This is a genomic window from Streptomyces sp. TRM49041 (genome assembly GCF_008271805.1).
Classification (GTDB): domain Bacteria; phylum Actinomycetota; class Actinomycetes; order Streptomycetales; family Streptomycetaceae; genus Streptomyces.
This window is the reverse complement of sequence record NZ_VSRY01000146.1, coordinates 86,372-106,661: the sequence shown is the minus strand read 5'-3', so window position 1 is coordinate 106,661 and position 20,290 is coordinate 86,372. Positions and strand designations below refer to the sequence as shown.

Genomic DNA, 20,290 nt, shown 5'->3' with positions numbered 1-20,290 from the left:
TGACCCGAGGACTTTGATGACGCCGATACCGGAGGCTGTGGCTGTGGGTACGGCAACCGCTGCTGTGATCGCCGGACCGCTCCTGCTGTACGCGCGTCGCCTGGTGCAGGAGTTGCGCGGCGAGCGGGATGCCGCGGTGCAGGACTACGGCCGACTCGCGGCACATCAGCAGCTACTCGAAGAGGAGATGGGGCATCTGGTGTCCGTTCGGCTGCCTGCCCTGTTGGGCAGCCAGCCAGGCGGCGAAGTGCCTGGGCTACGGCATTCGGCACTGGCGTCCACGGCGTTCGTCGCACAGCACCAGGCGGTTCTCGCCCGGGTGGCTGCGGCGGTGAACGGTGAGCGGGCGCAGGCTGATTCTGCGCGTGCGGCGTTCTTGGTGATGGCGGACCGGATCCAGGTGATGGCGCTCGCTCAGCAGCAGGATCTGGATGAGTTGGAGCAGAGCGCGGAGGACCCGCACCTGATGGCGGGGCTGATGCGGGCCGATCATGCTGCGGCTCAGTTGGCACGGCAGGCGCAGACGATGACGGTGCTGTGCGGGGCGTGGCCGGGTCGGCAGTGGCCGTCCGCGGTCTCCCTGCTGGATGTGGTGCGTGGTGCCCAGTCGCGGATCTTGGAGTACCAGCGGGTGCAGGTCCAGGGTTCCCGTGAGCTGGTGGTGGAGGCGTCGGTGGTGGAGGCGCTGATCCATGCGGTGGCGGAACTGTTGGACAACGCAACGCGGTATTCGCCTCCCACCGTGGCGGTGCTGGTGGCGATCCGTCCGGTGCACAGCGGCGCGGTCATCGAGATCGACGACGGCGGGCTGGGGATGACCGAGCAGGCCCTGGCGGAGACTCAGGTGCGGCTGCGTGGTGAGCGGAGTACCGAGGGCCGAGGGCTGGGAGACAGTCCGCAGTTGGGCCTGGCGGCGGTCGGGCGGCTGGCGCGGCGGTACCGGTTCTCGGTGAGGCTGGACTCGCCGTCGGCCTACGGAGGGGTGCGGGCGGTGGTGCTCGTGCCGTCCGCGCTGCTCGCCGAGGCGCCGCAGGCCCCGTCCACTCCGGCCCCTCCCCGCGCGCCTGCCCTTCGGCGCGTCCCGGCCCCGCAGCTCGACGGCATTCCATCGCGTGTCGAGGGGGCGGCTGTGTCCGCGGAGGGGCTGCCGCAGCGGCGCAGCCGCCGCAGTCTGGCCGCCGCCCCGACTGTGGCTTCCGGCCCGGCTGCGGTCGCACCCGCTCGGTCGCCCGAGGAAGCGGCGGCGTTGATGAGCAGTCTGCAGGCCGGTACCCGCTTGGGCCGCAAACAGGCCGTGCAAGGCGGCCACAACAACTTCGAGGAAGGCGAACGGCGTTGAAGACGAACGGGAACTTCGAATGGATGCTGGGCGACATCCTGCGGGTGCCGGCCGTGCGGCACGCGCTGGTGATCTCCCGCGACGGTATGTCGCTGGGATCTTCGGCTGACCTGGAAGCCGATGACGCCGACCGGCTGTCCGCCGTGTGCTCGGGGCTGCAGTCACTCGGTCACGAGGCGGCCGCTCAGTTGGTCGGCGTCGGCAGCAGTACCCGGCAGGTGATGGTGGAGTTCGACGGCGGCTTCTTGTTCCTCGTGGCCGCCGGTCCCGGTGCCGCGCTTGCTGTGGCGACGAGCGATGAGGTGGATGCCGGGCTGGTGGCCCGGGAGATGCAGCAGCTCGTGGTGCGCATCGGTGAACACCTGACGAGCCCGCCCCGAGCGGACACGACCACCCGGTGACCGGGTCGGCGGGAGCTGGACCGGTCCGCCCTTACGTGATCACCGGCGGCCGGGTCGAGCCGACCCGCAACACGCTGGCCCTGGAGACTCTCGTCGCCGCGATCAGCGACAGCCCCGAGCAAGGGCTGGGGCCGGAGGCCATGGTGATCCTCTCCCTGTGCCAGGGGCTGCTGTCGGTCGCAGAGGTCGCGGCCCACCTGCGCCAGCCGATCACCGTGGTGAAGGTGCTCCTCGCCGACCTGATTGATGCCGGCCTGATCCTGGCCCGTCCCCCCATTCCTGTAGCTGACCACCCGGACAAGGCGCTGCTGAGAGAGGTACTCGATGGACTCCGCCGACTCTGACGGCCGCTACCTGGCGGACACCATCAGCACGGCCGTCAAGATCGTCATCGCCGGGCCACTGGGGGTGGGCAAGACCACGCTGATCGGCTCCCTGAGCGAGATCACCCCGCTGCGCACCGAAGAGGCGATGACTCAGGCCGGTCACGGCGTGGACGAACGGGTGGCCGGCAAGGCCACGACCACCGTGGCGATGGACTTCGGTCGGATCACCCTGAACGAGCGCCGTGTGCTGTATCTGTTCGGGACGCCCGGACAGCCCCGCTTCTTCCCGATGTGGCAGCACCTCGTGCACGGCGCGCTGGGAGCACTGGCGCTGGTCGACACTCGCCGCCTGGACGCGAGCTTCGACGTTCTCGGCCACCTCGAGGACCTCGGTGTGCCGTTCGCCGTGGCCGTCAACAGCTTTCCCTCGGCCCCAAACCATCCGCCCGAGGTGCTGCGAAAGGTCCTGGATCTACTGCCGCAGACGCCGGTGATGGTCTGTGACGCCCGCGACCGGGACTCCAGCGCGCAGGCCCTGATCACGCTGGTCGACCACCTGCACACGACCGCACCGGAGACACCCCAATGACTTTCCCCAACACGCCTACGCCGCCACGAGGTTGCCCCGCCCATGCAGCGCCGACAGCCCTGTACGGGGACATGCTGACTGGCGATACACACCCGCTGTACGAAGAGCTACGCCGCGTTCACGGGCCGCTCGCGCCGATCGAGCTGGAGCCCGGAGTGCCCGGCTGGCTCGTAATCGGCTACCGAGAGCTGCTGGAAGTCACCCGCAACGAGGAGTGCTTCTCCCACGACTCGCGCCGCTGGCGGGCCCTGCACGACGGCCGGGTGCGTCCCGATTCGCCGCTGATGCCGATGATGGGCTACCGGCCCACCCTCCTGCACACCGACGGCCCCACCCACCGGCGCTTCTCGGCCGCGGTCACGGACAGCCTCGCCCACATCGACCTGCACCAGCTTCGCCGTACCGTCGCTCAGCTCGCGAACTATCTGATCGACGCGATCGCCCCGGGCGGGCACGCCGACCTAGTCACTGACTATGCCCAGCAGTTACCGCTGTGGGTCGCCTCCCGGCTGCTCGGCCTCCCCGACGAAGTGGCGCCGCAGCTGATCGCCGCGATCAAGGGCCTGGTGGACAGCGGCGCGGACGCCCAGAGCGCAAACCAGACCTTGCAGCGGATCCTCGGCGACCTCGTCAAGGACCGCACCATGCGCCGGGGCGACGATCTTCCGTCCTGGCTGCTGGACCATCCCGTCCAGCTGTCCGTACCGGAAGTGATGCACCACCTCGTGGTGATCATCGTCGCGGGCAACGGGCCCGCCGCGAACTGGACCGCGAACACCATCCGGCTGCTGCTGCTCGACACCCGGTTCCGCTCGAACCTGACCGGCGGCCGACGCACCATCGACGCAGCCCTGGACGAGGTGCTGTGGCGTGACACCCCGGTGCAGAACTTCCCCGCCCGCTACGCCACCCGCGACCTGCACTTCGGCGGCCAGCACATCCGCTCGGGCGACGTCCTCATCCTCGGTCTGGCCGCAGCCAACCACGATCCCGCCGTCCAGGCTCCCGGCGGGCAGATCGTTCCCGGCAACCGCTCCCATGTCTCCTTCAGTGCCGGCCCGCACACCTGCCCCGCCCGTAACCCGGCCCGGGTGATCGCCCACACCGCCGTCGACACCCTCATCCACCGCCTTCCCGACCTCCAACTCGCTGTGCATCCGGAGGCGCTGAGGTATCGGCCTTCACCGTGGTCGCGGGCGCTGTCTGCCCTGCCCGTGCGCTTCACCCCCGCCCTGCCTGCTCCCGCTGCCTCTGGAGGATCTTCATGGACACCCGAGCCCACACCCCGCTCGTACGCCTCGATGTGACAGCCTCCGATCTTCATGGCGAGATCGAAAGGCTGCGCGCCATCGGCCCGGTGGTCCGCGTGGAGCTTCCCGACGGCATACCGGCCTGGGTGATCACCCGGCATCAGATCCTCCAGGACCTCCTGGTCGATCCGCGCGTCGCCAAGGACGCGAAGCACTGGGCCGCGCTCACGCAGGACGCTGTGCCCGAAGGCTGGCCGCTGATCGACTTCGTCACCAACCCCGGCATGACCACCGCCGACGGTGACGACCACCGCCGCCTGCGTGCCCTGGTCACCCAGGTCTTCACCCCTCGCCGCATCGCTGCGATGCGGCCCCGCATTGAGGCGATCACCCGCCTCCTGCTCGACGACCTCACGACCCATGCGCCCGGCCCCGTCGACCTGCGCCGTCGCTTCGCCTACCCGCTGCCGATGCGGGTGATCGGCGACCTCCTTGGTGTCCCTTCTGAGCGGCACGACGAGTTCCGCTCCCTGTCCGCCAGCCTGACCAGCAGCACCACCTCCTCCGAGAAAACCCTGGCCACCCGACGCCAACTGCACGCCCTGCTCACCGACCTCGTGACGGCCAAACGCGCCACGCCCGGCGACGACCTCACCAGCGACCTGATCGCCGCGCGGGAGGATGACGACCGGCTCACGGAGGCCGAGCTCATCGGCACCCTCGTCCTGATCCTGGTAGCCGGCCACGGCACCACCCTCAATCTGATCACCAACGCGGTACGGGCCCTTCTCACCCGCCCGGATCAGCTCGCCGCGGTCACCGGCGGGCACCAGTCGTGGGCCGCGGTCGTCGAGGAGACCCTGCGCTGGGACTCCCCGGTCGGCCACTTCCCGCTCCGCTACGCCACCGACGACATCCGTATCGGCGACGTGGTGATCCCTCGCGGCGAGGCGATCCTGGCCTCCTACGCGGCAGCCGGACGCGACCCTCATCACCACGGCCCCACCGCCGACGAGTTCGACGTCACCCGGCCGCCGGCCCGACACCTGTCGTTCGGGCACGGACCGCACTACTGCATCGGCGCCGCCCTGGCACGACTCGAAGCCGAGGTCGCCCTCCCGGCCCTCTTCGACCGCTTCCCCCGACTCGCTCTCACCACCCCGCCGGAGGAACTGGTGCCCTTGCCGTCCTTCGTCAGCAACAGCGTTCAGACCCTGCCGGTCACCTTGGGCAGCGTGTAGAAGAGCGGCTGCCGCAGCGGACCGTCCGTGGCGGCCGCGTTGTCAGTGGCTCCTGGCATCCTGCACACCTCCAGACATAACCCTGTGCACAAGCAAGATCACTCAGGGTGCGGGGGTTGTTGTCACGCACAGAAAGGCACACCACTGTGAAGACCCTGCCAGCGACCTTCCGTCGCCTGCTGGCCTCGGTGACCGACATGTACACCGTCGTCGCCGAGCATCCCCGTGCCGACAATGTCCGCGCCTCGGTGTGGGAGATCGAAGGCCCCGACGGATCAAGGTGGTTCGCCAAGCAGCACGCGGGCCCCAAGCTCCATCGCCGCGAGGTGAACGCCTACCAGAAGTGGACGGGAGCCCTCGGCCCGGACCGCGCTCCCGCCCTCGTCGCCTCCGACAGTGAGTCGCGAACAGTTCTCGTCACCGCCGTCCCCGGGCGCAGCCTGGACAGGCTGCGCCTGCCGGCCGAGCAGGAGCGGGAGGCGTACCGGCAGGCTGGTCTCCTGCTGGCCCGGCAGCACGCCGCGGACACCGGCAAGCCTCCCACGGACACGGTGGAAGAGGACTGGGACACCGTGCTCGCCAAACTTCTGGCGGGCGCCGCGCGCTACGTGACCGCGGACGACGTCACACTGCTGCGTTCCCTGGCCCAGCAGGCTCCCACCGGCCTGGCGAACGTGGTGGCGCACGGGGACTACATGCCGAAGAACTGGATGTGGGAGCAGAGCGAACAGCGGCTGCGCGTCATCGACTTCGAGCGGACCCAGCTCGAAGCCGCTGCCCGCCGGGACCTGAGCAGATTGCACTACCGGATCTTGCACCACCGGCCCGACCTGGCTGCCGCCTTCTACAGCGGGTACAGGCGGCCGCTCTCCCGTGAGGAGGAACGAGCGCGAGCGGCATACGCCGTGCTGGACGCACTGGACGGCGTGCGCTGCGGCGTCGACCATCACGACATCGACCTGGTCGACGAGGCTCACACCATGATCGCGAACCTGCGGGCGGAGTCCACCCGCCGCTCCCTGGGGTGGTAGCCGACATGCAGGAGGAAGCCGCGCTCGGCGACGAGATCCTGGCCAAGGTGCTCTCCGACCGCTACGGCGTCGACATTGCCGAGGCCACGCTGGTACCGATGGGTACCGAGACCATCAACAGGCGTGTGGCCCTGACCGATGGGCGCCGTGTCTTCGTCAAGCAGTACCAAGCCGCCGCGGACCTGGAGCACGCCCAGGCGGCTTGGGACATGTCGGAGTTCTGCCGCGCCGCCCAAGTGCCCGTACCCCGGCTCTGGCCCAACCGAGACGGGGGCGTCCTCACTCGGTTCGAGGATGTGGCCTGGGTGGTGACCGACGAGGCACCTGGACGGGTCGCGACCGTGCCGTTGACCGTGCCCCGTGCCCAGCACATCGGCTTGATGCTCGGCCGCATGCACCGCGCCCTGGCCTCCTACACGCCGCCCGCACGCGTCCGCCAGACCCGGTGGCGCACTGCGGATGTCGAAACGGTCGCTGCCGCGGCCGAAACCGTGCTCGCCCGTGCGGCCGCACAGCACGACCCCCGCCTCGATCAGCTTCAGGTCGAGCTCGCGCAGCGCCATGACGACCTTCGCACTCACACGGCCCGGCTGCGGGCCGGACTCCCCGACACCCTGGTGGCCCAGGCCACGCACGCCGACTTCACCCGCACCAACCTCCTGACCCAGGAAGATGTGGTCACTGCGATCCTGGACTTTCAGGGGGAAACCTGCCTGCTGGCCTGGGAGCTGGGACGGGCCGCCTTCGACCCGCGGACCGTGGCGAACAGCCCGTCCTGGATGCTGTGCGCCCTGCGCATGATCGAGGCATACCGCGTGGAGAACCCCGACCTGCCACTCGCCGACCTACGGGCCAGCGCCCGCATCGCGCTGCTGTACATGCTGTTCAGCCTCTACGGCGCCACCACCGCCGAGTACGGACTTCCCGCCGAAGCAGAAGCCGACCTGCAGCGGTACTGGGCCGAGCGCCAGGTCACCATCCGCCGTCTCCTCAACAACCTCGACGACCTCGAGACGGCTCTCAGAACGATCGGGCAGGGGTGGTGAGAGTGTCCGTGGCGAACGCTTCCAAGAACCAGAATGGGCTTCCCAACTGCCCAGCGTTCCGGGAGACCCCGTTCGTGGTCATCGACTTCGAGGGCACTACCCCCAAGGGGTTCTCTCCGGAGCCGATCGAAGTCGCGGCGCTGGGTGTCCAGCAGGAGCCCGGGCGCGGTCCGGTGCGCAGTGGCATTGCGTTCCAGTCCCTGATCCGGCCGCCCGCCCGGGTGTGCAAATCCAGCCGCGCCCGCGAGGTCGTCGCATCCAAGGAGATCGGTAGCGGCGCTGCATCCCGGGGCGTGGCCGAACAGTGGGATGCGGCGCGATATTGTCCTACTCGTCACCGTGCCACGCCCGTCCAGCCGGTCAGCGGCCGGCGCGCATAGAGACGATGATGTCCTTGTCCGCGTTGCGGGTGATGAAGAGGCCGGAACCGTCCGGTGTGGTCAGGTAGGGGATTTCCGTGCCGACGCTGAGAACCTTCGGGTCCCCGGTGACGGTCCGGAGGTTGAGCTGGGCCGGGACCGGTTCGGTGTCGCTGCCGATCGAGTCGTCGCGGACTGCGCCGTACGCGGTGCCGTCGTCGCGGATGGAGGCCAGGACGATGGTCTTGCGGTTCCCGTCTCCCTCCAGGCACATGCCCCGCTTGGTCTGCAGGTCGAACGCGAGCGGTCCGGCGGCCAAGTAGCGTCCGTCGGGTGAGGCGATGACGGGGAAGTCGCGATTGGAGCTGGTCTCGTCGGGGATCTCGTAATCGCAGACGACTTGGGCTGTGAGTGTGCCGGTGCGCAGATCGTGCACGGACCACACGGCGTTGTCGTCACGGCCATACTTCCCGCCGGTGTTCCAGCCGGCCAGGAGATGTCCTCTTGCGGCTGCGTAGACGGTGCCGTTCCAGGAGTCGAGGATGCCGGTGGTGGCGTCGACCTGCTTGGGCCGGATGGAGTCGCTGAACCACTGGCCGGGGATGCCGAAGCCTCCGCCGCCCATGCCGACCAGCGGACCGTCGGACGTGGCGGCAATGACGCGGCTGCTGTTGCAGGCGACCGCCTGCTCGCACTGCGGCAGGAGCTTGTTGGCGTCCTCGTAGGCAGTCGTCTTGCCCGTGGCGACATCCACCGCGGCCGACGAGCGCGGGAACGCACCGTCCTCTCCCCAGGCCACGAGCAGCCTGCCGCCGGATGTCTGCACGCGGATCTCGCCGGGGTCCGCGGAGACGGGGACGTCGATCTCCCGCACCGGCTTGACCGCGGACCCGGAAGCGCCGGCCGGGTAGAGGGCCAGGCGTACCACCTCGACGCCCTGGTGGAGTTCGTCCTTGCCTCGCATGCCGTGGGCGTACGCGACGACGTAGCGCTGGCCGTCCTGCTCGAAGCCCATCACGTCGGGGATCTCGGCGGCTTCGCCGGCGGCGTCATCGCCCTCGGCGCCCTCGACGGGTGTGGGCGGGTTCCACGGCGCCGACCTCCAGGCGACCTTGCCGCTGTTGCCCGACCGCGCGGTGACCGTGTAGCCGTTGGAGGCCACCTGCATCACCGCGACCGTCTGCGTGCCCGGAACTGTCGTCACCGGCAGGGTCGTCACCGACTCCGGCACCCACGACAGCTTCTCGTCCCAGCCCTTCGCCGCGTCGTAGGCCGCCGGTACGCTCAGCTTGACGAGCGGCTCGGAGCGATCAAGCGGGCCCGGACCGGGGTGCTTGGACGAGCCGGAGTCCGAAGCGGAGCCCGAACAGCCAGTCAACACCGTCAGCACCAGTGCCCCGGCCACCGCCGTACGCGCTCGCATGATCCGCCGCCCCCTCGTCCTTGCCATGATCCGGTCAGGTCCGAACCCTAGCAACGCGCCTCGAGCGTTCCGGCCCTCCAGCCCCGCCGGGCGTTTGATCAGGCCAGCTTCTGTCCACGCTGGCCGAATACACCACTTGCAGCTCTGGGCGAGCCATCGGAAGGGGCCCCACACCACCGGGTCCAGGTGGGCGGGGAAGGCGAGCTGTACTTCGAGGTGTTCGGTCGGCAGGCGTACGGCGCGCTGGAACCAGCGGCCCCACTTGTCGTCGCCGACGCTGTAGGCGTACTGAATCCACACCGACTCACCCGGGTAGAGGGGGAAGCGGCCCTGGTCGTTGTCGAACAGCAGCCAGATCTCCTTGAACGCGTCCCGGTCGTGCTTTGCCTCCCACCGCATCGCCTCCCCCCGGCAGGTGGCGGTCAGCGCCAATTCCTCCCAGGTCAGCGGGTGTTCGCGGTAGTGGGCGTTGGAGCGTTCCGGCTCGCCGGGATAGCGGTCCACCGAGATCCGGATCAAGTAGCGGGTGACCGGCTCGCTGCCGGTGTTCCGCAACCGGCGCCGCATGGTCAGCCGGTAGCTGGTCCCGTCGTACTCAAGACGGGCCTGTGGACACCTCACCCACCGCTTCCTGCACGGCGACCCCAGGAAGACCGTCCTCGTGCGTCCGGGACCGCTGTGGCCTCCGGCAACCACCGGGCCCCCGGGCACAAGCCCGACCCAGCCGCGCTGGCGTGTGTGCACCACTTCAAGTGGCGTTCGGGCGTCCTGGACGATCTGAAGCGCCGGGTGGAACGGTTCTCCACCGGCCAGTGGGCCGAGCACACACCTGCCGTGAGGGATGAGGCATCCCGCCTGCTGGAACATGTCGGCCGGCACCGCGGGCGCATCGACGTCGCCGACCCGCGCCTGGCCTTCCGCCGCGTCGCCCTGGACCGCCTGCCCGCCGGTTGGGCCGCCGAGGCGCGCACGATCGCCGCCCACTGGCGCCCGCCGACCTGGGCCGATTCCCGCTGCTAGCCGGGCCGGATCAGCGAGAATGAGCCCCGTACGCGCCGTCGATGAAGGAGCGAGGAAGACGTGAGCGGTCCGCTGGCCGTACTGCTGGTCGGGATCACAGGCTCTGGCAAGACCGTGCTCGCCCAGGCCCTCGCCGGGCGCGGCTTCGTCCGCCTGTCCGTCGACGAGGAGGTCCACCGGCTGCACGGCCGGTACGGCGTCGACTACCCCGAGCACGAGTACTTCGAGCGCGAACGCCCCGTCGTCGACGCCGTACGCGGCCAGCTCATCAAGCACCTGGCCGCCGGCCGCAACGTGGTCCTGGACCACGGCCTGTGGCTGCGCTCCAACCGTGAGGAGCGGAGGAAGACTGTGTCGGCCGCGGGCGGGCGCCCGCTGCTGGTTTACCTGCCCGTCACCAAGGCCGAACTGCTGCGGCGCCTGGAGGCGCGCACCCAGCGGGATGACGCCAACGCGCTCACCGTCAGTCCCCAGGCGCTGGAGGACTTCTTCGCACGCTTCGAACCCCCGGCCGACGACGAAGCAGCCCTTGTGTACACCGGCGACGTGGACGCGGTGTACACCCCCGCCCGCTGATCAGGCTCCGGCCACCCAGAGGGGCGCGCGACGGCCCCTTCCGGGCGTCCGGCCTGTTCACCGCGTCCACTCGTACTCGTCGTCCGTCTCATCCTCGGTAAGGACGTCCACCCATCGTCATCGCCGTGCAAACCGGGTGGCACGAGCAAGCGATGGCCGCGCTCGACGAGGACGGTCTCCGGCTCCAGGGCGCCCAGCCTCCTCTTGTCCGCTGAGGTGCTGTGGTGTTGCCCCGTCCGGCGGCTGACCACCATGGACGGGGGCGGTAATGAAGGGCCGCTGTGCACCGTGCGAGAGAAAGTGACCGTGCGACGCCGCCCTTCCCTCTGCGCCTCTAAAGGCGACCCCGCCCCGACCGGAGCGAACCTCGTAGGCACAGGCGGACCGATCTCACCTCAGCAGCATTCAAAGATCCATTAAGGCATCGCCACCAATTGCGATCTTGGAATCCAGATTCTGAGACAATAACACCCGGGTGACCTTCACAACACGCCCATCTGCATGGATCATGCTTTCCTCCTTGTACGATCTGTGGCCAGGGCGTGTCGGCCTACCACCGCATGCCTCAAGCACAAGCTCCTGGCTACTGGCACCCCGCGTATGTATCGGGATGGGGCTGACAGCGAACACCTCAGTGGAGCGACCATGCGTTGGCGTAGAGACCGTTCACGGCGCGCACTCGTGAAGGAATGCGAGAGACTGCTCGCCAATCTCCCTATCCCCGCTCCCTTCAGCGTCGAGGCGCTGGTGCGGAATATGGAGGGCGCGTTGGGTCGCCAGATTCGGCTAGTGCCACTGGACGATCCCGACGGTGGCCTGGGCACAGCATGCGGTCTGCGGGTCAAAGCGCCGGAGTTCACGATCATCCTCTATCGCCGCCGTTCAACTCGCAATCAGACCGAGCACATAATCCTCCATGAGCTCGCGCACGAATGGATGAACCACGGGACGTCCCTGACGGATGCCGAGATCGAGCAGTACGTCCCTGAGCGCATTCGCCAGGAAGTCCTTCGGCGTTTCCCGTCGACCCTCGTCCAAGGGCGCGTGAATTTTGGCAGCCCCGAGGAAAAGCAGGCCGAGCTTTCAGCCTCTTTGATAAAGCGGCTAGCACGCCGTCAGTCGTTTACGGGAGATGACATGGTCAGCCTCCTGGAGCATTCACTTTCTCACCCAGTCGCCGCCCCACCGCGGCGCCGAATCTAATCGCGATCCGACTGGCGACCGCCGAGGCACGGTTCCCGGCACTACGACTTCCGCCACATAGAGCAGCCCACCTGGCAATCAATACTGCGGTCAGCCGAATTTCCGGTTCGGCAAACGCGCAGCCGGCGTAAATACCCACTGGATCCGTGTTCGACTACATTAAATACCTCACTGCGGCCGTGATGACCGTCATCGCCGTATGGCGATTCCCTGCAGTTCGGTACGGTGATGCTCACCGCCGCGCGCTCTGGGGCGGCTATGCGGGATTCGCCGTAGCTCTGTGGCTCTACACGCCAGCAGCAATGGACGCGGTGGATCGCATTCCCATCGTGGACCTGAGCGCCCTACTCAGGCACTTCGCCAGTACTGCAGCAATCATCGCGTCCCTAACCTACGTCGCCACCAGCTACGGGAAGAGCTCGGAGACAGTCGTCCCCCGGCACGTGGCGGTCTCCCGCTGGATCGCCCGCGCGTCATATAAAACGGGGGCGATAGGCGTCATTCTGCTCACGGTCCTATTTTTTACCGTGGTGGACCGGGACACGCCGAGCCAAAACTTCCTCATCGACCACGCTGGGCAATGGGGGGTCGCGGTCTACATGACCGTGTTCTACTTCTTCCCGCTCATCACGACCGCGGTTTGCGGCTACCAGTGGACAAGGGCGGCGCGACAGGCCGAGTGCAGAAGCATGCGTATTGGGCTGCGCTTGATGGGGATTTCGATGTGGATGGGCCTTACCCATACGGTGGCCCGTATCACCATCGTTTGGGCTACCGTCGCATTCCCTCTAAGTCCTTCCACAGTGCATCTCCTTGTAGACGCAACATCGATATGGATGAACCTGCTCTTCCTGATCGTGGCCGTAGGCGCGAGCATTCCTACCACCCGCGCGGCGGCGGCTCGATGGAAGACCTTGCGCACCCTTTACAGGACTTACCCGCTCTGGTTTGACCTGGTGACGGCTTTTCCCGGCACGAGCCTGTATCCACCAGGACGGCGCCTCGCGGAACTCATGCACATCCGCGTCCCCATTGATGTTCGCCTGGACCGATGGACTCAGGATATTGCTGACGCTTGCGAGAAACTGCGATATTACGCTCCACGAGACTTGATGTTCGCCGCCGAGGACATCACTGCCTCGCTCCCCGATCCTGAGCCGGCTGCGGAAGCGTACTGGCTTAAGGCCGCGCTCCAGGCAGCTGACACCGTGCCAGCCAATCCGCACGCGGCTGGCAGTTTGAGAGCCAAACCGTTCGTTGACACCGATAGTGAAGCGGCGTGGCTAGCACGAGTCAGCACGGCCTACTCGCATATCACCGCAGATCAAGCTCGGGAGCTTCTCCTGCACTCCACAGAGGCGGAATCCGAACCAGGTCGAAAGCCCTGATTTCTCGGTTCGGACGCATTGCCCGGCATGTGTAACCGGGCGACATGGCGATCTTGAATGCGTGCTGCTACTGCAAGTGAGATTTGGCACCATCTGCTGCATGAAGTGGGCTGGTACCGTGGGTCATGCGGACTGATAGGTCTTGCTCCGCCCCCGTAAGTGCACCCTGGCCTGCGACGCACAGCTACTCCCGTCGCCACATGTAGCCGGGCCGTGACGCTATCCGGTCTGGATGGGCGTCCGAAATCTCAGCAATCTGGAGTTCTCGCATGTCCAACCGCCGCACCGGCCTCATCCTCGATTTCGGAGGCGTTCTCACGACTCCGCTGTTGCCCGCAGTGCTCGCCTTCGAGCAGCGTGAGGGTCTTCCGCAGGGCGCCTGCCTCACGGCCCTGTACAAGGATGAGGAGGGCGTCCGGATCACCAGTGATCTTGAGCGCGGAGCGGTCTCCCAGACCGAGTGGAACGAGTTCGCCGGCAAGATGCTGGGCGTGCCGGCTGACAACCTGATGGGCCGCATCTTCGGCGACCTCCGCCCCGAGCCGCTGATGATCAATGCGGCTGCCGCAGCGAGGCGAGCCGGGATCAAGGTGGGCATCCTGTCCAACTCCGTGGGCTTGACGCCTTGGGACCTGTACGACGGCTTCGAGCTTGAGCGGCTGTACGACGTCGTGGTGATCTCCGAGCAGCACCTGCTGCGCAAGCCTGACCCCGAGCTCTTCGAGATCACGCTCAAGCTCATGGACCTGCCGGCCGAGGAGTGCGTCTTCGTCGACGACACCGAGGGATATGTCCGGGCAGCGGAGCAGCTCGGCCTCGCCGGGGTTCACAACCAGGACCCCCGGAAGACGGTAGCCACTCTCTCCGAGCTGCTCGGCGTGGACCTCACTGCCTCTTAGCCCGGCGCCGGCCGCTCGGCGGTCCGATCGGTCTCGATGTCGGAGCTGAGCATTTGGAGCGCCGGGATCGGGAACAGCGAAGGGACTACGGCGATTGCCCCCAGTAAGGGGCATCGCCGTAGTCCCTTCGCTGTTGTCGGCCATTGACGCGGCCGCGAGATAGCTCGCATTGGGCTGGTCCGCGCGCGGTCAACGGCCCGTACCCGACGCCGAGCCGGCCGAGCGGAAAACGCCTGAGACACCAAGCCCGCGAGGAGTGTTCGCCGGGGGCGTCACTCCCCGTCCTACACCTCTGGCAGCTTGTGCTTCAGCTCTCCGACGAGCTCGTTGATATGGGCCATCATTTCGGCAGACAGGCCCGCGCTGTTGCCGCGGGCAGCCAGGCCGAGGATCTGCCCTCGGTGAATCGAGCCGAGGAAGCGGAGTGCCTCCAGGAATTCGCGGGCCGCAGGGTTGACCTCGGCATCGTCCTGGAAGAGGGCCGCGTCGACCTGGAGGGCCTGGGCAAGGCCGGCACGCACCACATCGGAAGCCTCCGTTGTGGCACCCGTGCGAAGGGCGGCGATGTCGTCGGCCGTGACGGCCTCCACGCCCGCATGCTCATTTACCAGCCGCGCGATTTCCTCATCAGAGGGCGCTTCCTGACCAACGTACCCGTGCTGCAGGAGATAGTTGATCTTCTCCCCGACCGTGCGAGGTGCGGACGCCTGCTCGTCACGCGAGCCCCCGGGGTGAAGCCCGAACGAGCAGTCCTGGGCAGCCAGCAATTCCTCTTTGGACACCTTGTACGCCTGTGCGAGCGGCAGCACGTAAGCATCACTGAGCCGGCGCCGGCCCGATTCGGCGTTCTTCACCGGCACGCGGCTCGCGCCGATGACCGCGGCGGCCTGCGCAACGCTGAGGCCAGCGTCGCACCGCAGGAGCTGCAGGTCCGGCGGACCGTCGTGGGGGAAAAGAACATCAAGCGACTCACCGAGCGCCGCTGCAATTAGGGGAAGCTTCTCGCCCTTGGGGAAGTCCTGGCCGCTCTCCCATCGAGCGACCGTGGGGGCGCTGACGCCCACCATCTCGCCCAATTCCTGCTGAAGGAGGTCCTTTCCCCGCCTGACAGCACGTACGCGGCTGCCGTCGAACTGACGTGGCACATGAACTCCTGCAGGGTGACGATCGGGCCGGTGGGGGCGTCCTCTAGAGCAACTGTAACCCAGACTTGATACATCCACGCAACTGACGTACGTTTCCGTATCGCACCTGCTGGCCGACTCCAGCTCCCCATGGTGCCAGCCCCAGGAAGGACCCCCCATGCATGCTGCGTCGCCGTCGCCGCCTGCGCAACGCGCCGCAGGATTCGGTACCCAGCCGCTGCCGGCGACTGGACCGGGGATTCGGTCCTGGCCCCGCGTAGCAACCCCAGGCGCGGGTGCTGCCTGATGGCTCGCAGCCGTCCAGTCCAGTGCCGAATACCTGGCAAAGTGGACAAAAGCGGCCAATCTTACAAAGGTCTTACATGGCGTAAATGGGGGCGTGGGGGATGCACGTACGCGAGCTGTAGGCGTACGACACGCAAGCGCACCCTCAATCACCCGGCGGACGGCGTGTGCGGGAGAACAAGAAGATGCCAAACCCCGAGAGCGGCGACTCTCAGGCGGACACGGCATGAGCCGGCACTTCCGGGCAAGCGCAAGAGCGGGACTCTCCGTCACTCTCTGCAACCAGTACAGAGTTTAAGGACCAACTCTGGATCTTGACACGGGTCCGTGCGTATGTTCGTCGTCCCCCGGGCGCCCTGCCCGGCACCACAAACGTAAGGAGAGCAGCAGCATCGGCCTGTAGGTCCGCATACAGCGACGGCGTCCGAGAGCGGAACTCCCGGACGCCGAACGCTAAATGGCATGTCCGCCCCGGCAAGGGCGGAGGTTGCCCACCATCACCACGCTGAGTCCTTCCGAGGGGCGCATCAGCGTGGCAACACTGCAACGAGGAGTATCGCATGCCTCCTGCCCTGCGCAAAAGGCCCTTCCGCCTGGCCTTCGCGGCAGCCACGTCCGACTCGGCGCCTCTGTGCCCCGAGCTGGAGCCCACCATCCCGGCCTCGGCGAACCGCCGGCCCCGCCCCGCCACCGGGAGCGGCCGATGAGCAGCGACGCCCGCGAGTGGGTGTGGGAGCACAGCGCCAGCCGCGGAACCGCGCGCCTGGTCCTGCTGTCGATCGCCGACCGGGTGGCCGACGAGCAGTGCGTCTCCTGGGCCTCGCTGTCCAGCCTGGCCAAGCGCACGCGCGCCTCCGTCTCCACGGTGCGCGAAGCCATCGACCGGCTGGTCGACGCCGACGAGCTGGAGCAGCTCGACGACCTCACCGGCCCGCAGCGCAGCACGGTCTACCGCCTGCCCCTCGCCGCGAAGGCCGTGGCCCAAGCCAAGCGGGAGCTGGAGGAGGACGGCGACCAGGCGCCGACGGACGATCCGGAGGAGGGCCTGACACTGCGGCTCTCGGTCCTGCGGCGGTACGGAATCCGTCCTCGTGAGGTGCCGGGATCCCCCGCCAGGGTGCGGAAACCGGCAGTAGCGGAAACCGGCAGGTCCCGACGGAAACCGGCACCTCGGCGTACCGGAAACCGGCACAGCGGTGTACCGGAAACCGGCATACAGAACCGTAGTGAACCGGATTTGAACCGGAGGTACAGCAGTGGTGCTGCCGTCATCTCCGCTGCCGAGTGGCAGGTCGACCCAGCCACCCACACCTGGGCCCGACAGCAGGGACACCTCGATCGCCTCGGCGAACAGGGCCTGCAGGCGGCCGACGCGAAGTGGCGGGCCCACCGGGCCGACTTCAAGCTGCGGCCAGCTGCTGCCTGGGCTGCCGACTGGCGCTCCTGGATCGCCCGAGAGCACGCACCCAGCCGCCCGAGCCTCTACGCCGTGCCCGGCGGAGCTTCCGCAGCGCCGGGTGGCATGACGCGGGCCGAGGCCCACACGGCCGCCCTTCTCGCCGCCCTCGACGAGCCGACCGGAACGGAGGGCTGACCATGGACCGTCGCGAAATCGCAGCCCTGCTGGCCTACATCGGCCGACTCGACCCCCGCACCATCCGCACCGACCAGGGCGAGGCCCGCGACCAGCTCGCCCAGTGGCACGAGCTGCTCGGCGACGTGCCGATGGCCACCCCGCACGGCTGGGACGCCCGCGTCGCCGCCCGCCAACACATCCGCACCTCGCCGTACCAGATCCTGCCCGCGGACGTGGCCCGTCCCTGGGAGAGCTACCGGCGAGACCGCCTGGCGAGGCACTCCGACCCCACGCCGTCCGTCGACCCGAACGACCAGGCCGCTTGGACCGCCGAGCTGGTCGGCGCCCGCCGCGCCGTCGCCGCCGGCATCGCGCAGCCCGCGCAGGCCCGGGCGATCACCAGTGGTCGCGACGGCATCGATCCGAGGCTGAAGGCGCGTCTGCGGGAGATCGGCTCCTGCATACCGCCCGCCGCCCGAGCCGCCCTCGCGCCCTACCGGCCAGCCCGAGCCGCGCGCGAGGCCGCCGTCGCCCAGGGGCAGCCGGACGCCCTGAGCGTCCGCTGCGAGTGGTGCCTGGCCCAGCCCGGTGAGCCGTGCCGTCGCCGAAGGGTCGGCCCCGACGGTGGAGCCCGCGGAACTGCCCCGCGTGCCACCCCGCACCCCGGCCGCCTCGACCTCGCCGCCGCACAGCAGCCCCAGCAGACCGAACAGGTCCGCCAGCCCGCGATGGCCTGACCGGCGCGCAAGGCCGGTGCATCCCATCCGGTGCACCGCCACCACACCACCGTCCCGCCTCGGCTGCGGCGCACCTCCCTGCGCCGCAGCCGGCACCCGACGCCGCGTCCGCCCCAGCGCCGGCCCCGCCCGGCCAACGCGGCAGCACATCGGAGACCCCCTTGCGCCACATCACCACCCACGACGCGCCACCCACCGGCCTGCGCGGCATCGGCGACACCAGCTGGCAAAGCCGCGGTGTGTGCCACGGCATGGACCCCGAGGACGCCGACGCCGTGTTCTTCCCCCTCCCCCGGGACCACGATGCCATCGCCGAGGCGAAGGAGCTGTGCGGCTGGTGCCCGGTACGCCGCGACTGCCTCAACTATGCCCTGGAGAACGTCCTCAAGGAGGGCATCTGGGGCGGGCTCACCGAAGCCGAGCGGCGCCCCTGGCACGACGGGCTGCCCCAGCGCCTCGACTACAGCCGCGTAATCGCCTTCTTCAACGGACGCGACGTGCACCTGACCGAGGCCGAGCGCCAGGTCGTCATCGACCACGCCTACGTCCGCGGCTGGCGACCCGCCCGGCTCGCATCCGCGCTGCAGATCAGCCACAAGCACGCCCGGGACCTGCTCCGGCAGGCCGCCAACAAGGTCTTCGACCGCGACCGCACCTACGGCGTGCCCCGGCCAAAGAAGAAGCGGAAGAAGGCCACCCCGACCGCAGGCGGCCCCGCGCCCGCCAAGCCCGGTACACGGCAGCCGGTGACCCGTCCGGTGGCCTCGACCTCGGTGCACGCCCCTCTCGGAAAGGCAGCATGACCCACCCCGTCCTGTCCCTCGGTGCCGCTACGGACCTGCCTCTCATCCTCGCGATCGGCGTGCCCGCCGCCCTCGTCCTGATGCTGACCGCTTGGGCGATCCGGCGCCGGGACACCCGCCCGCAGAAACGTCTCGGCAGCCCGGCGGTCAAGGTCGCCGCGCTCGCCGCGCTCGGCTGCACCGCCTACAGCGCGGACACGAGCTGGCGCTTCGCCGCCGACTACCTCGACATGGCCGGCACCGCTGAACGCGTCGCCATGTTCGCCGCAGCCGAACTCGCTCTCTTCGCGACCGCGCTGATGGCCCGGCAGAATCTGGCCACCCAGGGGGCACCCGGCCTGCCCGGCACGCTGGTCTGGGTGATCACCGGAGTGCAGGTGATCCCCGCCTTCGCCGAGAGCGGCCCTGTGGGCGGCACCGTCCGCGCCTTCGTCGGCCCGATCATGGCGGCGATGCTGTGGCACCTCGCCATGGGCATCGAACTGCGCCTGCGTACCCCGGGCGCCGCGTCCCGAGGGTTGATCGCCACCTTGGGGCGGGAGGTGCGCGAACGCCTGCTGTCCCGCCTGGGCATCGCAGCCCGAGACCGCGACGCCGCGCAGATCACCCGCGACCGGGCTACCACCTGCGCTGTCGCCCTCGCCGCCCGCCTCGCGGAGCGCACGCCCGAGCAGCAGCAGAGCTGGCGCGGCCGACGCCTCACCCGGCGGCTGTCGAAGGCCCTCGGCAGGGCATCGGTCGGCACCGACCCCCTCCAGCGCGCGCAGCTGCTCGACCAGCTCGCCGCCCGTCGGCACGCCCTCGCGCTCGCCACGGTCCCGCTTCCGTCTCCCTGGTCCCCGCCACATGGCAGTGCCACGGCTGCCACGGTCCCCTCGCCGCAGGCGCCGAACGCGGCGGTTCCCTCAACCGGTCCCCGCCGTCCCGCCGAACTGATCGGGGACCGGGGACCGCGTGAGGAGGGGGGACTGGTCCCCGGGACCAGGGAACAGGACGCGGGGACCGAGGGCGGGGACGCGGGGACCGAGCCCGCTGGGGACCGGGGACCGGAGGGCACCACGTCGGGGACCGAGCCCACCGGGGACCGGGGACCGGAGGGCACCACGTCGGGGACCGAGCCCACCGGGGACCGGGGACACAAGGTCCCCCTCCGCCGGAAACCGACTACGAAGGCCAAGGGCAAGGGGAAGCGAAGTGGCCGGTCTGGAGGCCCACAAACGCAGCGTCCGCCGCGCGAGCCGGAGCAGTCGGTGGACCAGCTCGTCCAGCAAGTCCGCCCTCACGTCCCCGAGCTGCTCGCGCGGGACGGCAACGAGTCCGTCACCCGGGTTCAGCTGCGGGAGATCCTGCGGCGCGAGGGCCTCCGGGGCGGCCGGAACGACCGGCTGAGCCTCGTCCTCCAGCAGCTGCGGAGCGACGACACCACGAAGACAAGGAGCACCGCCCGATGAAGACCTGCCACCAGTTCAACACCGTCCGTGCGGAGTACCAGCGGGAGATCGGCTACATGATCGCCCACTCCAAACGGCACGAGGGCAGGCCGGCGGCAAAGTCCAGCGCTAAGCAGGCTGCATCGACGAAGCAGCGGATGGCCCGGGCGCTCAACAGCCACGTCGCGCGCTGCCCCGAGTGCGGCTGAACCGGTAAAACCCC

General features: G+C 68.8%; 22 protein-coding genes. 20 read left to right on the top strand and 2 right to left on the bottom strand.

Annotated elements, in window-relative coordinates; all coding sequences use genetic code 11:
- Positions 1 to 16: 16 nt before the first annotated feature.
- From FVS66_RS20835 to FVS66_RS20795, 9 genes are all read left to right on the top strand, one after another.
- Positions 17 to 1,339, top strand: a complete 1,323-nt coding sequence (locus FVS66_RS20835; protein WP_149182691.1) for an ATP-binding protein — start codon at positions 17 to 19, stop codon at positions 1,337 to 1,339.
- Positions 1,336 to 1,740 (top strand): roadblock/LC7 domain-containing protein, encoded by a 405-nt coding sequence (locus FVS66_RS20830; protein ID WP_399225947.1) that lies wholly within the window; start codon positions 1,336 to 1,338, stop codon positions 1,738 to 1,740. Before FVS66_RS20835 ends, FVS66_RS20830 begins: the two co-directional genes overlap by 4 nt.
- Positions 1,737 to 2,084 carry a DUF742 domain-containing protein gene (locus FVS66_RS20825; protein ID WP_149182690.1) on the top strand — a complete coding sequence of 116 codons (348 nt, stop codon included), beginning with the start codon at positions 1,737 to 1,739 and terminating at the stop codon, positions 2,082 to 2,084. Before FVS66_RS20830 ends, FVS66_RS20825 begins: the two co-directional genes overlap by 4 nt.
- Complete coding sequence (locus FVS66_RS20820) at positions 2,065 to 2,655, top strand: ATP/GTP-binding protein (RefSeq protein ID WP_149182689.1); 591 nt, start codon at positions 2,065 to 2,067, stop codon at positions 2,653 to 2,655. The genes FVS66_RS20825 and FVS66_RS20820 overlap by 20 nt, the downstream gene beginning before the upstream one ends.
- Positions 2,656 to 2,726: 71 nt before the next feature.
- Positions 2,727 to 3,962, top strand: a complete 1,236-nt coding sequence (locus FVS66_RS20815) for a cytochrome P450 (protein WP_187645628.1) — start codon at positions 2,727 to 2,729, stop codon at positions 3,960 to 3,962.
- Entirely contained in the window at positions 3,920 to 5,146 is a 1,227-nt protein-coding gene (locus FVS66_RS20810) for a cytochrome P450 (protein WP_149182688.1), read from the top strand. The genes FVS66_RS20815 and FVS66_RS20810 overlap by 43 nt, the downstream gene beginning before the upstream one ends.
- A 146-nt stretch (positions 5,147 to 5,292) precedes the next feature.
- Complete coding sequence (locus FVS66_RS20805) at positions 5,293 to 6,177, top strand: aminoglycoside phosphotransferase family protein (protein WP_149182687.1); 885 nt, start codon at positions 5,293 to 5,295, stop codon at positions 6,175 to 6,177.
- A gap of 5 nt (positions 6,178 to 6,182) precedes the next feature.
- On the top strand, positions 6,183 to 7,223 hold the full coding sequence (locus FVS66_RS20800) for a phosphotransferase (RefSeq protein WP_149182686.1): 1,041 nt from the start codon (positions 6,183 to 6,185) through the stop codon (positions 7,221 to 7,223).
- Between the two features lie 8 nt (positions 7,224 to 7,231).
- Entirely contained in the window at positions 7,232 to 7,603 is a 372-nt protein-coding gene (locus FVS66_RS20795; RefSeq protein ID WP_149182685.1) for a hypothetical protein, read from the top strand.
- Here FVS66_RS20795 and FVS66_RS36145 read toward each other — a convergent pair.
- The gene (locus FVS66_RS36145) at positions 7,584 to 9,626 is read right to left on the bottom strand and encodes a hypothetical protein (RefSeq protein ID WP_262387114.1); all 2,043 of its coding nucleotides are present in this window, start codon (positions 9,624 to 9,626) and stop codon (positions 7,584 to 7,586) included. The two genes, FVS66_RS20795 and FVS66_RS36145, sit on opposite strands and share 20 nt — an antisense overlap.
- Positions 9,627 to 9,683: 57 nt before the next feature.
- Between FVS66_RS36145 and FVS66_RS20785 the strand changes: the two genes are divergently transcribed.
- From FVS66_RS20785 to FVS66_RS20765, 5 genes are all read left to right on the top strand, one after another.
- Positions 9,684 to 10,025 (top strand): hypothetical protein, encoded by a 342-nt coding sequence (locus FVS66_RS20785; RefSeq protein ID WP_262387113.1) that lies wholly within the window; start codon positions 9,684 to 9,686, stop codon positions 10,023 to 10,025.
- 60 nt (positions 10,026 to 10,085) lie between these two features.
- On the top strand, positions 10,086 to 10,601 hold the full coding sequence (locus FVS66_RS20780; RefSeq protein ID WP_222946963.1) for an ATP-binding protein: 516 nt from the start codon (positions 10,086 to 10,088) through the stop codon (positions 10,599 to 10,601).
- 681 nt (positions 10,602 to 11,282) lie between these two features.
- A complete protein-coding gene (locus FVS66_RS20775; protein ID WP_149182684.1) occupies positions 11,283 to 11,804 on the top strand; it encodes a hypothetical protein in 522 nt (173 codons plus the stop codon).
- Positions 11,805 to 11,950: 146 nt separating this feature from the next.
- The gene (locus tag FVS66_RS20770; protein ID WP_149182683.1) at positions 11,951 to 13,192 is read left to right on the top strand and encodes an MAB_1171c family putative transporter; all 1,242 of its coding nucleotides are present in this window, start codon (positions 11,951 to 11,953) and stop codon (positions 13,190 to 13,192) included.
- Positions 13,193 to 13,461: 269 nt separating this feature from the next.
- Positions 13,462 to 14,091 carry an HAD-IA family hydrolase gene (locus FVS66_RS20765; RefSeq protein WP_149182682.1) on the top strand — a complete coding sequence of 210 codons (630 nt, stop codon included), beginning with the start codon at positions 13,462 to 13,464 and terminating at the stop codon, positions 14,089 to 14,091.
- A 284-nt stretch (positions 14,092 to 14,375) separates the two neighbouring features.
- Here FVS66_RS20765 and FVS66_RS20760 read toward each other — a convergent pair whose 3' ends face one another.
- On the bottom strand, positions 14,376 to 15,236 hold the full coding sequence (locus FVS66_RS20760; RefSeq protein WP_262387112.1) for a helix-turn-helix transcriptional regulator: 861 nt from the start codon (positions 15,234 to 15,236) through the stop codon (positions 14,376 to 14,378).
- An 845-nt stretch (positions 15,237 to 16,081) separates the two neighbouring features.
- On the opposite strand from FVS66_RS20760, the gene FVS66_RS35155 reads away from it, so the two are divergent.
- The 6 genes from FVS66_RS35155 to FVS66_RS20735 all read left to right on the top strand — a co-directional run bounded on the left by FVS66_RS35155 (position 16,082) and on the right by FVS66_RS20735 (position 20,276).
- Positions 16,082 to 16,228, top strand: coding sequence for a hypothetical protein (locus tag FVS66_RS35155; protein WP_187645627.1), 147 nt, complete (start codon positions 16,082 to 16,084; stop codon positions 16,226 to 16,228).
- Positions 16,225 to 17,115 (top strand): helix-turn-helix domain-containing protein, encoded by an 891-nt coding sequence (locus FVS66_RS20755; RefSeq protein ID WP_149182680.1) that lies wholly within the window; start codon positions 16,225 to 16,227, stop codon positions 17,113 to 17,115. The genes FVS66_RS35155 and FVS66_RS20755 overlap by 4 nt, the downstream gene beginning before the upstream one ends.
- Positions 17,116 to 17,117: 2 nt before the next feature.
- Positions 17,118 to 17,834 (top strand): hypothetical protein, encoded by a 717-nt coding sequence (locus FVS66_RS20750; protein WP_149182679.1) that lies wholly within the window; start codon positions 17,118 to 17,120, stop codon positions 17,832 to 17,834.
- Positions 17,835 to 17,995: 161 nt separating this feature from the next.
- Positions 17,996 to 18,637 carry a WhiB family transcriptional regulator gene (locus FVS66_RS20745; protein ID WP_149182678.1) on the top strand — a complete coding sequence of 214 codons (642 nt, stop codon included), beginning with the start codon at positions 17,996 to 17,998 and terminating at the stop codon, positions 18,635 to 18,637.
- A complete protein-coding gene (locus tag FVS66_RS20740) occupies positions 18,634 to 20,088 on the top strand; it encodes a hypothetical protein (RefSeq protein ID WP_149182677.1) in 1,455 nt (484 codons plus the stop codon). The genes FVS66_RS20745 and FVS66_RS20740 overlap by 4 nt, the downstream gene beginning before the upstream one ends.
- Entirely contained in the window at positions 20,085 to 20,276 is a 192-nt protein-coding gene (locus FVS66_RS20735) for a hypothetical protein (RefSeq protein WP_149182676.1), read from the top strand. Before FVS66_RS20740 ends, FVS66_RS20735 begins: the two co-directional genes overlap by 4 nt.
- Positions 20,277 to 20,290: the final 14 nt, after the last annotated feature.